This is a genomic window from Collinsella aerofaciens (assembly GCF_964243765.1).
GTDB lineage: Bacteria > Actinomycetota > Coriobacteriia > Coriobacteriales > Coriobacteriaceae > Collinsella > Collinsella aerofaciens_BU.
The window spans coordinates 25,075-40,819 of the sequence record NZ_CAXTGI010000014.1 but is presented as its reverse complement, the minus strand read 5'-3'; the positions used below and the strand labels follow the sequence as shown (position 1 = coordinate 40,819).

Genomic DNA, 15,745 nt, shown 5'->3' with positions numbered 1-15,745 from the left:
CATTGGAGGGCTCATGGACCTGCCGATTGTCCTGTCCCATAAGACTGCCTGGCTGTACCACAACGTGGCGCGCCCGTCCGAGCCGCTCTCGCGAGCAAGCAGCCTATACGATGAGGACTCGCTTGCTAGCGAGGCGGAGCCGACCGCGGGCCTGCCCAAATTGGGACTCGATGCCAAGGGGCTGAGGGCTTCAACGGCAGTTGGGATCGTTACCGACTATCTGGTTTCGCTTGGTATTCCACGAGAAGAGCTCGATCATATCGATACGCTCGTTAACTTCGATTTTGAGCGCTCGACGCCGGCTGGATTTAGGTGCCACGTGTTTGGGGCGCCGGTACCCCCAGGCCATCTTATCGAGGTGGCGGAGGGCCTTCTAGTGGTTGATGAGGTCATGTGCTTTGTCCAAGCGGGTTCGTGGATGAGCGAGCCCGAGCAGCTGGAATATGGCTACGAAATCTGTGCCCGATACCATTTGAATCATCTGTCGACAGGCGATTATATCGAGATGGGGCAGAGGTATACCGTTGCCGATTTGATTGCTTATTGCAATGAGAACCGATCTCGTCAGGGGGCCATACGTGCGGCCGCCGTGCTCAAACGCGTGCGCGATGGCGCGCGATCGCCCATGGAGACGGCCACCTCAATCATGGTCGTAGCAAAACGTTCCCAGGGAGGGCTGGGATACGCCAAGATCGAGCTCAACCATCGGGTCGATGTTCCCAGCGAGTTCAAGTATCTCGCTAAGGCCGGGTATTTCGAGATCGACGTATATGCGCCTGCGAGCGGTACGGGGATTGAATATAACGGCTCGGACCATCTTGATAAACAGCGCAGCGCGTCGGATGCGGAGCGTATGACCGTGCTGAGCGCGCTGGGCTTTAGGATGATCGTCCTCACCGGGACTCAGTTTGCCCACCAGCTGCAATTGCACCGGGCGATGAACGCCATCGCGCTCGCTATGGGCCTCAAGTGCGACCGAAGCGAAGCATTCCAAAAGCGGCAGAACGACCTGCGAGAATTCGTGATTCGGCACTGGGACGGCGGCCTTTAGGGGCGCTTTGGTCCTTCTACGGGGTGCCGTGGGCAGACAAACCATCACAACATTCGACGTTTTTTGCCAAAAACGGGAAAAGCACCGAATGTTGTGATGGTCTGTGCTGAGGATGGGCTTGGGAAGCCGGTCTTGCTCGCAAAGGTCTTTCGTGTCGTACGCATGTCGACCCATTCTTCCCGTGCGGTACTATATTCCCCGAAGAATAAAGGTCAGCGTGAGGGGAGGGCTGCGTGGACGGGCACGTGCAACATGACGGTTTTGGCCGCGATATCAACTACCTGCGCATTGCCGTTACCGACAAGTGCAATTTTCGCTGCATTTACTGCATGCCGGCAGACGGCGTGACGCCCCGCGCGCACGATGAGCTACTCAGTGCCGAGGAAATCGCCCGCTTTGTGCGCTTGGTGGCGGGGGAGGGCATTCGCCGCGTGCGCCTGACGGGTGGCGAGCCGCTGGTCAGCCGCCGTATCATCCCGCTCATTCGCGACATCCGCGCGATTCCGCAGATCGAGGACATCTCGCTTACCACCAACGGCGCTCTGCTGCCCAAGCTGGCACCGCAGCTCAAAGATGCCGGGCTTAACCGCGTCAACATTTCGCTCGACACACTCGATCCTACGCTCTTTAGAAAGATCACGCGCCTGGGTCGGCTCGAGCAGACCATGGCTGGCATCGACGCGGCGCTGGCTTGGGGCTTTGAGCCCGTTAAGGTCAACTGTGTTGTGGTGCGCCGGCTCAACCAGGATGTGGCGGCCCTCGCGCGGCTCACGCTCGACCGCCCCATCCACCTGCGCTTTATCGAATACATGCCCATTGGCGACGAGCGCACGAGCTCGCATTGCGCCGTGGACCCGCATGCGCCCGCGCTCAATCCCGAGTTGTGGGACGCGAGCGACACCGTGCCGAGCGACGAGCTGCGGACGCGCATCAATGCCGGGGCCGCCGCGGTGGGCCTAGGCGAGCTCGAGCCGCTCGACATCAACGACGCTCCTGCCGGCGCGGGCCCTGCGCGCTACTGGCACTTTCCGGGTGCGGCGGGAACGGTCGGCTTTATCAGCGCCATGTCCAATCATTTTTGCGCGAATTGCAACCGTCTGCGCCTGACGGCCGATGGAAACGTGCGTCCGTGCCTGTTCAGCGATGCCGAGTATTCGGTGCGTGACGCGCTGCGCCGTGGTGATGATATGCAGGTGCTTTCGATTTGGCGCGATGCCGTGGCCCATAAACCGCAGGAACACGCGATAATTGAGGGCACGCAACGATTTATGTCCCAAATCGGAGGATGATCATATGGCCAAGAGCAGGTACGCCGATGCCACCAAGGTCGCTCGCAGGGCCGCGATGTCTGCCCGCAAAGTCACGGCTGCGGCGAACGCTGGCAACGCCGACGCGTCCGCACAGCCGACTTCCAGCGCTGTCGTCGAGCCCGCCCGTGACGCCCGTCGCGACGAGCTGACGCACGTGGACGCCAAGGGCGAGGTATGCATGGTCGACGTGTCCGACAAGGCCGAGACCCATCGCATTGCCATCGCCGAGGGCACCATCCTCATGCACCCCGAGACGCAGGCCATGGTGCTGCAGGACCGCGCCAAAAAGGGCGACGTGCTTGCCTGTGCGCGCGTGGCGGGAATTATGGCCATCAAGCGCACGAGCGACATCATTCCCATGTGCCATCCGCTGCTCATTACCAAGAGCAAGTGCGACATTGCGCCCATCGCTGCGGCGGGGACGCCGGCCGAGGACGTGCCCGAGGGCTGGGCACCGGCGCGCGCGGACGGGCAGGTTGGCTTTCACGTACTGGTTACGGCCGGCGTGACGGGCAAGACAGGTATCGAGATGGAGGCTCTGACCGGCGCGAGTGCCGCGTGTCTGACCATCTACGACATGTGCAAGGCCGTCGATCGCGGCATGGAGATCGTCGACGTGCGCCTGCTGCACAAGGAGGGCGGCCGCTCGGGCGTGTGGGATCGTGCCGAGCGTCAGGCCGCTGCTGTTGAGGCTGTGGCCGCTGACGGTGCCGCGCCCGCAAGCGCGCCTGTCGCCGTCGCGTCCGCAGCTCCGGCCCCGGCCGTCCCCGCGATCGCGTTTATCGGCTACCAGAACTCGGGCAAGACCACGCTCGTCGAGAAGGTTATCGCCGAGCTCACCCGCCGCGGCCTGCGCGTGGGTTCGCTCAAGCATCATGGGCACCACGGCTTTGATATCGATGTGCCCGCTAAGGACACCTGGCGCCATCACCAGGCCGGATCCAAGCACGTGGGCCTCATCTGCGCCACGCGCTGGGCGGAGTACGCCGACACGCGCGAGGAGGACGAGATGCCCGCGCGCGAGTTGCTGTTGCGTTACAACGATGTCGACGTGGTGATCATCGAGGGCTACAAGACCGAGGGCTTCGACAACATCGTCGTCGCGCGTTCCGGTGTCGACCGTCTGCGCGGCAAGAGCTCGCTCGACCTGGTCGACGGCCGCACGCTGGCCCTTGCCTGCAACGAAGCCCTGGCGCGTCAGGCATTCGATGCCGGCTTCGCGACCCGAGCCATCAACATCAACGACGCCCGAGCCATCTGCGATCTCATCCAAGACCATCTTTAAGGCTTGACGCTGCGCCGGCCCCAAGCACCCCATCTCGCCCCTCAAGCCGTCGCTCGCGTACCAAAGTACGCGTCGCTCCTCTTTCGGGGCGACCTGGGGCACTTGGAACCGGCTCGCTGCGCTGCCATAACCTGCCAAAAAGGGACAGGTTTGTTTTGGCGGGTTTTATCTGGGCAAACGTCATTTCCACCACAAAGGGGTCAGGCACCTTTGTGGTGGTTTTTGCTTTGGTAGATTATTGGGACATGCCTTACAATCTACCAAGTAGTTCATGACGGACGGAAAACGGAGAGAAGGGGCTCGATGCGTCTTAATGTTTCATGCGGATTGATTGATTCGATAGACGGTGGCGAATGCCCGCCGTCCGCATTCGTATGAAACAAGGAGTCTCCATGCTCGTCTCTCTTTTCTCAAAGCCTCAATCATCGCTTTCCGTGCAGGCCAAGCGCCTGGTGGCGATGCGCTTTCTCATCTACACCGGTTTTCAGACCAGCTACTTTATCGGCGTCATCGGAACTCTCACCTATGCGGACGGCGCTTCGGTCGTCGCGACATCGCTGGCTGTCCTGTTTATGAATGTATTTGTGATCCTGGGATCCTTTGCGGGTGGAGCGGCGCTTGACGCTTGGGGTCCGTGCCGGCATTTCCGGGCGAGTATCGTCGGCACGTTGGCAACCGGCGCGGCAATCCTCGCCTTTGGCAGCGCGACCGGAACAGTCCTTGCCGGCGCGGTACTCCTGGGCTTTACGATGGGATTCGCTCAGCCCATTGCCACGTCCTATCCGGCCTACCTCACCAACGACCCTGTTGAGCTCAAGGACATCAACTCCGCCATCGCCATGTTCTCAAATGTGAGTATTATCGTCGGGCCCACGCTGGGCGGCTTTGTCGCGGCGGCCGCGTCGTCGCGCACGGTGTTCGTGCTTATGATGCTCTTTACCGTGCTGGCGTTCATCGTCGGTTGGGGCTTTAGGCCGCAGACCGGCCATGTCGCCGGGCATGCGGATGCCGATTCGGCAGAGGAAGGGGAGCGTGCGGGACAAAGCTCCAACCCCAGCACGTCCGCCCGCGCCACCTTCGCAGCCAGCATCAAGACAGTCTTCACCAACAGCGTCCTCGCGCTACTTTTCTGCATCATCTTCCTCTCGAACTTTGGCTATGGAGCCTTCGACCCGCTCGAATCGTTCTTCTACCGCGATGTCCTGCACGTCGGTGTTGAGTGGATGGGCTGGCTCTCGTCGGCCTGCGGTGTCGGCGCGGTGCTGGGTGCCGTGCTCGCGCTCCGCTTGCCGCCGCACTTGGTCAACCTTAAAACGCTGCTCGTGGCGCTTATGTCCGTGGGCCTGGGAAGTTTGCTCTATGTGGGAACACCGTACGTGGGTGTAGCCCTCGTCGGCCAGATTGTCCTGGGCGTGGCGTGGGGTGTCGTCAACCCGCTCCACAACACCATTGTGCAAACGACGGCTCCGCTCGAGCAGCTCGGTCGCGTCAATTCGGTCATGGGCTTTGGCAATATGTTCGCTGGCGTGGCCCCTCTGGCGGTTGCACCGTGGCTGGCGGCAACATTTGGCGTACAACGGACACTCGTGGGGGCGGGCATGGTCGTGACGGCGGTCCCTGCGGCGTTGCTGCTGTTTGGACGCAATCACTTGGAACGTGCCGTAAAGCAGTAAGAAACCATCACAACATTCGGTAAAAAACGCGATTTTGCCGAAAAACATCGAATGTTGTGATGGTTTGGCCCGCAAACGTCACTTCCACCACAAAGGAGCCAGGCACCTTTGTGGTGGTTTTTGCTTTGACGGGCCGCACCTGCGCCTTGGTATACCATGTACGCCGTTCACGAATACACCCCACACCGCCGCACAACCCAGAAAGGCCCCCATGGACGCCACCTTCAGCCACATCAAAGCCGTGTTCTGCGATATCGACGGTACACTGCTCACGAGCCAGCACACGGTGTCCCCGCGCACCGTGGTGGCGATCCGCGCCCTGCGCGAGCGCGGCGTGCTGTTTGGCCTGTGCACCGGGCGCGACGCCCACGCGACCGAGGCCATGTACGAGCTCTGGGGCATCGAAGGCCTGGTGGACGTGCTCGTGGGCTGCGGTGGTGCCGAGGTCATCGACCGCACGCACGACATCAACGAGCTGAGCTATCCGCTGCCGGGCGAGACCATCGCGCGCATCTGCAAACACATGGCGGACCTTCCGGCAACGCCCGTCTGCCCCCGAGACGGCGTGTTCTACGTGCCCGAGAGCAACGCATGCGTCGAGCACCTGTCGCGTGTCGACGGCGTGCCCTACCAGGTGGTCGATTTTGCCGAGTTTTTGCGCGAGCCGCAGCCCAAGGTGATGTTTACCACAGCGCCCGAGGTAATGCCGCGGGTGATTGAGCGGGCGTCAACGTTTGCCGATAACACTGTTAAGGCGGCGGCTCTGCAAACCACGCAGCGGCTCTACGAGTTCATGGACCCGCGCGTGTCCAAGACGCGCGGCCTTGTGCGCGTGGCGGAGCTCAACGGCATGGAGCTGCAGAATATCTGCGTGTTTGGCGATGCCGATAACGACACCTGCATGGTGGCCGACGCCGGCGTGGGCGTTGCCATGGCAAACGGCAGCGACGCCACTCGTGCTGCCGCCGATTTTGTAACCGCGAGCAACGACAAAGACGGCATCGCGATCTTTATCGAGGAACATCTGCTGTAGCGCTGGGGGAGAGCCGCCACAATGGAGACAGGCGCCTTTGCGGTGGCCTCAGGCGATTTGGGCGAATTGATACCTAAAATCTGCGCGCAAATTCAAATATGGTCGTCAGAACATCATGCTTCTAACCACCGATGGGTTAAAGATATTCTCATCAATTTGGTAGGATATTCATCCCGGTTAATGACCTACCACTCACGGTCGATTTTCGACCGTTCACAGGATGCTCGCTCTTGAGCAAAATGTTGTGCAAATAAAACTAATGCCATTAAAAAATAATACGCAACTAAATTACCAGCAGAAACAAAAAATAGATAGCGAATAAACGAAGGTAAATCTGAGCAAATGTCAAGAGAATTGAGAACTCGCTACAAAAATGTCGGTTTTGTTGCTCAGATGTTTAAACAATCGTTATAATTGCATTACTAAACGAGCGCAATTACAGATTGCGCAGATACGTTTGATAGTGAAAGAGCAAGATCGCGGTCTCTTGGGGAGGAGACATCGATGAAAGCGAATTCAGACAAATCTAAGCAGAGTAAAAAAGCGACGCGCCGTGTACTGGCAGGCGTTTTGTGCGGAGCCTCCGTTTTGAGCCTGGTACTGTCGCTCGTTATGCCCCCGATCTCGCAGGCCATCGCCAACGATGCCCAGACAGTTTCTACCGCGGAAACTGTAATGGGGGGGGGTTCCTCAAGTGAGTCCGCTGCTGTAGGTAACACCAGCGAGGATGCCGAAAACCAGAATAGCGACGAGACCGATGGCGGCGAGTCCGGCTCTTCAAATAGTGTTGAGCAGGCTCAGAGTGCGAATGCGGCTTCAGCGGGAGCGACGGCCACCGTGAAGCCGGGAATTTACGTTCCCACGTCTATCGGTATCGGTACGAATATCAATGTCTCAACCCCTGATCCCGGCGTGGCCACCTACGTCGGCCGCGACATGTACATCGGTGGTAAGCCGAGCGATAAGCCGAGCGACGGCACTATCGATCTTGATGCGGACAACGCCCCCACCGGCTCATATGCCGCTGAGGCGGAGGGCCTTACCGTGGTCCGTGGCAAGCTTGCCATGAATCCACTCAAAGAGAGCTGGCCCTATAATAATAGTAGCGGCGCTGGTTTCCGCTTTGGCACCGTTGGTTTTGGTTCCCAGTTCCGTCCTGTCTACGGCAGCACCGTGCTTGCGGTCGCCGGAATCGACAGTGCGATCACCAAAATGAGCGTTGGTTACAACGGCAACTTGCCGGGGGCGACTACCGTTGGCGCTTGGAACAAAGGCGCTTGGGTCGGACAGCAGAGACCTTTTGAGGGCGCGACTCCTTCCGGCTTTGCCTACACCGCGCAAATCGCAGGCCCCATCACATACTGGCGCGATAGCGACTATAAACGCCAGTCTGTGGTGACAATGCAGGGTAATTGGTACGAGGGCTTGTCTGCTCTGGAAAGCACCCTGTTCAATAAAGCTGTTGATTTGACTAATGTCAACGGTAGCGATTATTCGAGCTATAACGGTACAAATGGATACCTCTCGAAGCTATCGAAACAGCTCGACTCGTTTGAAGATACCGGCGAGGTGGATGTCAACGGCTTTGCAGAGCCTAATAGCAACTACGTCATCAACAAGTACAATAACGACGGAACAAGCTATACACTCAAATTCGATGGTAGCGACGATGGTAGCGGCAAGTCTGTTTCCGGTGCGCTCGATACCGGAATCCCGAGCAATAAGATTCGCAACACCGAGCGACTCATCACCTTTACCGGCGATGGAACTTCTATGCAACAGGTCTTCACCATCGCCGGTTCCGAGCTCTCCAACTGGAAGGATGGCGTCTACTACCGCGGCGTCGACTTTAAGTTCACCAATATCCCCGAAGGCGCATCCATTGTCGTGAACGTTACAGGTACTAATCCTGTCGAGTTCCACAACGGCTGGCGCTTCTGGTGGGGAGATACAGAAATATCTCGCGGTTACGAGAGTCAGTACGCCAAGAAAGACCTTGACGCGAAATACTCGCTGGCCTCCCAGTCCATCATGTGGAACTTCGTCGATACCACCAGCCTTACCATTCGAGGCGGCATCGCGGGAGAGGACCGCGCGGACTGGGGATACAGTGGCACAGTCAGCGGTGCTAAGTGGACTGACGACGATCCTGCGGCGGCTATGATCGGATCGATTCTCGTTCCCAACGGAAGTTTCGACGACCATGTGACTACCAACGGTCGCGTTTATGTGGGCGTCGATTTCTCAATGAACAGCCCGAAGGTTGCCGCAGCATTTGGTGAGGGTAACTCGGCTTCCGTCATCGATATGGATCAGGAGCGTCACAACTTCCCGTGGTCCGGGTCGTATACACCGGACGGCTCTGCCATTGCGTGGAGCAAGGTCGACGCTGCGGACGGCACTACGCTGCTCCCCGGTTCCTCGTGGGCTATCTATGGTTCTGTCGAGGATGCTGTCGCGGGCAATAGCAATAACGCTATCGTGACGGTGACTGACGGCGATGCCAACGATTACGATTCGGATGATGGCGAGCTTCAGTTCAACTATTTGAATCAGAAGGCCAAAATTGGCGATCCCAACGATAAAGACTACTTCACGTACTACATTCGCGAGGTCAAGGCGCCGGCTGGTTATCAGAAGTCGGACACCATCTACTACGCAACCATGAACAATACCGGCGAGCAGGTGAACTATGTTCAGGGTTATGTGGATACGACGAACAACAACTTGCTGGTTCCGTTCAAGAATAACTCCACGGGTGCCATTCCCAACGCCAGGATCACCGGTACGGTGTCTTGGACCAAGGTGGCGGAGGACGACACAAAACACACTCCTTTGCCTGGTTCTGAGTGGAAGCTCACCAAGAAAAAGGACGCCGATGGTACGGCCGACCAGTCCTGGACCGTGATCGACCGGGAGAGCGACCAGTCGACTTCGAGCGATACCACGTGGGCAGACACCGACACCGCGCCTGGCAAGTTCACGCTCGAGGGTCTGCTGCCGGGTACGTACACGCTTGTTGAGACCCAGGCTCCGTTTGGCTACAACTTGAACACCGCGGTTTATGAGTTCACGGTGTCCAACGAGGACGGTTCCGTCACGTGGACCGAGGGAAAGAGCCCGACGATTGACGGGAACAACGTCTACATTTCCGACGCCCTTACCACTACGTCCGTGAAGATCCCGGTGACCAAATCTGTTCGCAATACGGACTGGCCGAAGGGCGATAAAGACAAATATGTGCCGTTCGAGTTCAGCATCGAGGCTACGGGGGCAAATAAGGATAGCGCACCTAAGCTTGATCCGACGACTATTTCCGTCGCTCCCGCAGCGGGCTCCACCAAGGTCAACGACATCGTGGCATCCTTTGGCGGTATCTCGTTCTCCAAAAAGTACCTCGCCAAGATCGACGATTCGAACCCGACTGGCGCCAAGACCTACACCTACACGGTGAAGGAGGTCGCGCCTACCACCGGTGCCATCGACAAGCTTCGCTACTCCAAGGCCGAGTACCAGGTGGCCGTCACGGTGAAGGCCGTCATGGATGAGACCACTGGCAAGTACTCCGGCCTCACCACCTCCACCACGGTCACGCAGGTGAAGGACGACATGGGCAACACCGTGAGTAACACCATCGGCAAGGACGCCGCGCCCAACGCCATTCCCGCCTCCACCTTCACCAACACCTACTCCACCTCTTTGCCCCTTTCTGGTATGTCGGGCGTCACTCTGACGTACCTTGCCGGCGCGGTGGTGCTTTGCGCTGCTGCGGCCTGGATGCACATTCGTCGCAAGGCGAATGCGAAGGGAGGTAAGCGTCGTGAATAAGAAAGTTTGCTCCTTCCCGATCTTGTTTGCGCTGCTTACCCTCCTGATCGGCACCTGCGCGGTTGTGTTCCCCGCATCCGCGCAGGCCGCGCCGACCTCGACCGGTTCCATCACGGTGAGCGGCACCGTGGCGCGCAGCTACGACGCCTACCAGATCTTTAGCGCCAACGTCGTCGACGGCGACAGCGACGCCAAGATCGCCACCGACCTCGCCTGGGCAAGCGACGCCGTGCGCGACGCCGCGCTGCCTGTGCTGCACAGCGCCGGCATGCCCAATTCCCAGACCACCGCGCAGGAAGCTGCCGAGTGGCTCAACACCGATTCCCACCTTACGAGCGCGCTGAGCGCGCAGCTCGCTCGTTCCCTCCAGAGCTCTGGCGCCGAGCTCGCGGCCCTCAACGCGGGCACGGCGGCCGAGCTGCCCTGCGGCTACTGGCTCATCGTCGCCGACGACGACGCCATCGCCCAGGGCGAGGCCGGCACCGCGCCGATCATGGCCCTGGTGGGCGGCAGCGCCGTCACCGTCAAGCCCAAGGCCGCGACCCCCAAGGTGGCCAAGCACGTGCTGGAGGACAGCACCGCCGCATGGCAGAAGGCCGCCGACGCCACGGTCGCCGACGACCTGTACTGGCGCCTCTCTGCCACGGTCCCGGCGGGGCTCACGGCCTACGACACCTATGCGGTGCGGTTCGTCGACACCATGAGCGCGGGGCTCGACCCCTCCAAGGTGGCCGCGAGCATGCGCGTGTACGTGGCGGCGGGCGCGGACGGTGGCTTCGACGCCGTCCAGACCGGCAAGGACGGCCGAGCCGACACCGAGCCCGCGAAGGGCTGGACCGACATCACGGCCCAGTGCGCCACCAAGGTAGCGGTTGACGGAACCTTCACCGTGCGTACCGGCGACCTCATCGCCGCGCTCGGCGGGGCCGACGCCTTCACCGCGGGCGCCCGCGTGGTCGCCGTGTACAACGCGCCGCTCAACGGCGCGTGCAACCACGGCATCGCGAAGGGCAACCCCAACGAGGTGTACCTGCGCTACCCGCGCTCTCCCTTTGCCGACCAGTCCGGCGACGCCGGCTTTACCCGCACGCCGAGCGATGACGCGTGCGCCTACACCTGGGATCTCGCACTCACCAAGCGCGGCAGCGACGGCGACAAGCCGCTGCCCGGGGCGGTCCTGAGCATCGCCGACGACCGCGGCCGCACACTGGCGGCCGACGGCACGTGGGATGCGGAGGGCAAGGCCACCGTCACCACGGGCGAGGACGGCCACGTGACCGTCTCGGGCGTGGACTCTGGCAAGCTGGAGATCCGCGAGCTCAAGGCGCCCAAGGGCTACACCGCCTTTGAGGGCACGCGCTCCGTGACGGTCAAGGCCGAGGGCCTGGACGTCGACCAGGTGGCCGCCGCCAAGCCTAAGGTGACCGTATCGGCCGAAAGCCCTCTGCGAGTTGATGCCGCCGATGCCGGGAAGGGTTTAGTCGAGTTGTCGGTGCTTAACACCCCAAGTAACAAAGCGAGTCGGGGCTTTATACCCTCGACGGGAGATAGAACGTTGGCGTTGGTGACGGCTTTGGCCGTCATCGGAGTAGTGGCTATTGTCGTCGCGCTCGTCATCAAGCGGGGAGGAGGTCGCCATGATAAATAATTGTCCCCCCCCCTTGCTCAGTGGCGTACTGCCTCCGTAGCGATTAGAGCGCAGGGAAATGAGCCTGCTGACTTTTGGTGATGACGAGAATTAAAGCAACCTCCAAGAAAGAGGTCCCAACATGAAAACAACCAAGAATATCGCCCGTTTGGCAGTAACCGCCGGCCTCACCGCAGCCCTGAGCTTCGGCGGCGTGATGGCGCCGGTGACCATGGCGTTCGCCGAGGGAACGGGGTCGACCGTCACGTTCGAGGACGCCGATTACGCTGCGTCCACGACCTATAAGGGTATCCAGATCTTCGAGGCAAAGGTCACGACGACCGGTGGGAATACGACGGTGAGTAGCATCGAATGGGCCAGCTCCGAAGCCCAAACTGCTGTCGTAAAAGCCATCAAGACAAAGGATGCATCCTACGATAGCGAGAACGCACAGGATGCTGCCGATTGGCTTAGCACCAAATCTGAAGTTACCGGGACCGATTCGAAGGTTGCTAGCGACAACGTTCTCAGTCTAATCGCCGATGGCCTGAAGAGCAGCACCGCCTGGAGGGTGACGAGCGAGGACAGTGCATCCCTTTCCGGACTCGGCGCCGGCTACTGGCTCTTCCTCACCGCTACTCCCGGTAAGCCTGCTGACAAGTCGACCGATGTGTTCACCTCTCCCGTCTACGCCGTGATCGACGGCGTGAACGCGACGACCGTTACGCCAAAGAAGGGCGTGCCCACTGTCGAGAAGAAGGTCCTCGACGATGCCGACGCCGCCGATGCCACCGACATCAAGGGCTCCAACAAATGGAATGATGTCGCCGATTCCCAGATCGGCCAGGAAGTTAACTACAAGCTTACCGGCACGATCGCCAGCAACTACGCTACCTTTGGCACGTATGCTTACAAGTTCACCGACGGGCTCTCCAATGGCCTTGACTATGTCAAAGGCTCGGTTAAGGTGTACGCGCTGAACGGCGAGACTTACAGCGAGATTGAGTCGAGCAATTATACCGTGACGGATGCTGATGCTAGCAACAACAACACGCTGACGGTCGAGTTCAAGACCGGAGACGGTAAGAAGGGCCTCAAGGACGTCAGTGACGTGAACGCCGACACCAAGATCGTTGTCCTTTACAAGGCCAAGCTCAACGGCAACGCCGTGATCGGCAACGCAACCGACGGCAACAAGGGCGGTAACCCCAACACCGTCAAGCTCGAGTACTCCAACAACCCGTATGCCGAGGGCACGGGCGAGACGATCGAGGATACCGTCGCCGACTTCGCGTTCAAGCTCAACCTCAACAAGGTCGACCAGGGCACCGAGAGGGGCCTTGCGGGCGCCGTCTTCACCATCCAGTCCGATGATGCGAACACTCAAGACCAGTATATCGCCTCGAAGGACGACCCCACTGCGGGCGTCGTCGCGGGCCAGCTCGTGACCGTTGCCGGCACCACCAGCCTTCCCGGTTACGTGAAGTTCACGTCTGGCGATAATGGCCAGATTGCCGTGAAAGGTCTCGATGAAGGCTCCTACAAGGTGACCGAGGTCCAGGCTCCCAATGAGAAGTACACCAAGGCCAACCCCTTCACTTTCACCATCACCGCGACGTATGATGACGCGAGCATGAAGGTGACGGGCCTCACGGCGGCGGTTTCCAAGGACGACGAGGGCCGCACCGACATCGCCTTCGGTAAGCTCGACGGCAATGACGGAGACAATAAGCTGACCGGTACGGATGGCACCGGCACCAACGCCGCTGCCGGTGAGGTCACCATCAACGTCGGCAACACCAAGTCCGTGGGCCTCCCCCTCACCGGCCTTAATGGCGTGACCTTCACTTGGATCGCTGGTGGCGCGGTGCTGTGCATCGGCGTGGCTCATCTCATCCGTAGCCGTAAGCAGGCTGAGGAGTCCGAGCAGGAGTAACGCTCGCTCACCCATCCCTCTGGCAGGCGAGATGTGATGGCCATGAGACTTGCGGACACTTTTCTCGTCTATTTACGTTCTTGCTTTGCCATTATCTTTACGGGGCAGACTCCGCACTGGAGTCTGCCCCGTTTTTTTGGGATAACACAGCCAGCCTTCATCGTCCGATGCAGCTCGTTCGTCATCGCGTTTCTTGACTCGTATGAGGTTCGGTTTAAGGTCCGTAGGCGCACGCGCAGTGCGGACGGTAGAAGGCATTTGCGTCGCAACAAGCGCAAATAAGAATGCCCGGGGTTAGAGGCCCGAGCATTTAACAACGTCGGAAACTGGTCGCCCGCGCTCCTAAGTACTTACGCGGGGTGCGTCGTTTCCTATTGACATTGTATCCCGATTCGTCCAGCCGATTCGGGACATTTTGAAAACGCAAACACGTCGGGCAAACCCGGACAATGCGGCCAGGCTCCGCTGGACGAGGAACCGTGCGTGTAACTATCGAACAAATGTTTGTCAAAATCGCGTTTACCAGGCGTGGGTGCATACACTCGCAGTAAAATATCCTTGCGACGCATCCCGTGCGCGGGCGGCCGACGACTCGATCGGAGGTCCCCAATTGCTGAAATTCCTTAACGTGCTCGCCGCCCTCGCTGCGGTGGGCACGTTCGTCATCGCGTTTCTTGACTCGTATGAAGTTCGGTTTAAGGTCCGTAGGCGCACGCGCGGTGCGGACGGTGGACGGCATTTGCGCCGAAAGCGCAAATAAGAATGCCCGGGGGTCGGATCCCGGGCATTTAACAAAAACTGAAAACTAGGCCGCCCGCGCTCTCGTACACTTACGCGGGGTGCGTCGTTTTCTATTGACATTGTATCCCGAATCGCCCCGCCGATTCGGGACATTTTGAAAACGCAAATATGGGCTTAGGCACGAACGGTATCTCATTAATTCCGAAAATTATGTATAATTCCAATACAAACTGGAATCGAACGAAAACAATGGAAATGAACGAAGCGCTAATCTACTTACAAGAAGCACTAGGCCTTTCCGCCAAGACCAAAACTTGGCCTGGATCCGCACACTTGCCGCTGCATCTGCGGACGATTGAGGTCCGCGCTGTTGACGCAAACGGTTTTTCGTTTTTGCTTGCAAGTTTGCCTACTGGCGTCGGGCTTCCCGAGGCTAAGAGAGTCTATAGTCAGCTAGCCTTGCGCGCGGAGACTCCTGTTGTCGTTTCGTTTCCTGATGCCGATGCACGTCAGCGCAAAGCATTGATCGCACAAGGGATTCCCTTTGTCTGCCCCGGCAGACAGGCTTTTCTTCCATTTATGGGCACAGCCTGCACGGAGAGGGGCGGTGCCCGGTTTCGCAACCACGCGACCAAGATGTCACCCAACGCGCAGGCTGCCGCAATCTGGGGAGCAGCCCAGGAGCCATATCGTCCCCATGACCTTTGTCGTGCGCTTGGGATTTCGGCAAGCCGCGCGAGTGAGGCCATAACCGAGCTTGTTGACAGGGGGCTCGCGAGACGCGAGCGTCGCGAGCGACGTGTCTTCGTGTTCCCTGTTGCCGTTGATCTTCTGCTCAGCGAGCACATGGCAGAGCTCTCCTCGCCTGTCTCGAAGGTCTTTTTTGCAAGGAAGACGCAGCAGATCGACTATCTTGTTGACGCCGGGGAGACGGCGCTCGCTGCGCGTTCGATGCTCGCTGCGCCGGGCATGGAACAAAAGGCCGTCTTAAAAAGTGCATGGCGTCAACTGAGCGACCTCGAAGTCGCAGACGGGGAGTTGCCGGATAACGAAACGGCGATGATCCAAGTGTGGCGCTATGCACCCGTGTTTGCCGGCTCCTCCCGTGTCGACGACATTTCGCTTGCGCTATCTTTGGCGGCAATCGACGATGAGCGAATTCAGCTCGAAGTCGATCGCATTTTTGGAAAGGAATATCCATGGCAAGAAGCGCTGTAGAAGGTCTCCAAGAATTCGAATCGTCGGCGGTGCTTCGGTCCTA

At 59.5% G+C, this 15,745-nt stretch carries 9 protein-coding genes; all 9 read left to right on the top strand.

Annotation, left to right across the window (positions count from 1 at the left end; all coding sequences use genetic code 11):
* The first annotated feature begins 13 nt into the window (after positions 1–13).
* Entirely contained in the window at positions 14–1,051 is a 1,038-nt protein-coding gene (locus tag ACESSC_RS09115; RefSeq protein WP_373162618.1) for a putative endonuclease domain-containing protein, read from the top strand.
* A 233-nt stretch (positions 1,052–1,284) separates the two neighbouring features.
* Complete coding sequence (moaA, locus tag ACESSC_RS09110) at positions 1,285–2,340, top strand: GTP 3',8-cyclase MoaA (RefSeq protein WP_373162616.1); 1,056 nt, start codon at positions 1,285–1,287, stop codon at positions 2,338–2,340.
* Between the two features lie 4 nt (positions 2,341–2,344).
* A complete protein-coding gene (gene mobB / locus ACESSC_RS09105; RefSeq protein ID WP_373162614.1) occupies positions 2,345–3,646 on the top strand; it encodes a molybdopterin-guanine dinucleotide biosynthesis protein B in 1,302 nt (433 codons plus the stop codon).
* A gap of 392 nt (positions 3,647–4,038) precedes the next feature.
* Positions 4,039–5,319 carry an MFS transporter gene (locus tag ACESSC_RS09100; protein WP_373162612.1) on the top strand — a complete coding sequence of 427 codons (1,281 nt, stop codon included), beginning with the start codon at positions 4,039–4,041 and terminating at the stop codon, positions 5,317–5,319.
* Between the two features lie 211 nt (positions 5,320–5,530).
* On the top strand, positions 5,531–6,352 hold the full coding sequence (locus tag ACESSC_RS09095; RefSeq protein WP_373162610.1) for an HAD family hydrolase: 822 nt from the start codon (positions 5,531–5,533) through the stop codon (positions 6,350–6,352).
* Positions 6,353–7,027: 675 nt separating this feature from the next.
* A complete protein-coding gene (locus ACESSC_RS09090; RefSeq protein WP_373162608.1) occupies positions 7,028–10,180 on the top strand; it encodes a SpaA isopeptide-forming pilin-related protein in 3,153 nt (1,050 codons plus the stop codon).
* Positions 10,173–11,828: a SpaA isopeptide-forming pilin-related protein gene (locus ACESSC_RS09085; protein ID WP_373162606.1), complete on the top strand. Its 1,656-nt coding sequence runs from the start codon at positions 10,173–10,175 to the stop codon at positions 11,826–11,828. The genes ACESSC_RS09090 and ACESSC_RS09085 overlap by 8 nt, the downstream gene beginning before the upstream one ends.
* 121 nt (positions 11,829–11,949) lie before the next feature.
* Positions 11,950–13,743: an isopeptide-forming domain-containing fimbrial protein gene (locus ACESSC_RS09080; protein ID WP_373162604.1), complete on the top strand. Its 1,794-nt coding sequence runs from the start codon at positions 11,950–11,952 to the stop codon at positions 13,741–13,743.
* Positions 13,744–14,733: 990 nt separating this feature from the next.
* Positions 14,734–15,702 (top strand): MarR family transcriptional regulator, encoded by a 969-nt coding sequence (locus ACESSC_RS09075; RefSeq protein WP_373162602.1) that lies wholly within the window; start codon positions 14,734–14,736, stop codon positions 15,700–15,702.
* Positions 15,703–15,745 lie beyond the last annotated feature (43 nt).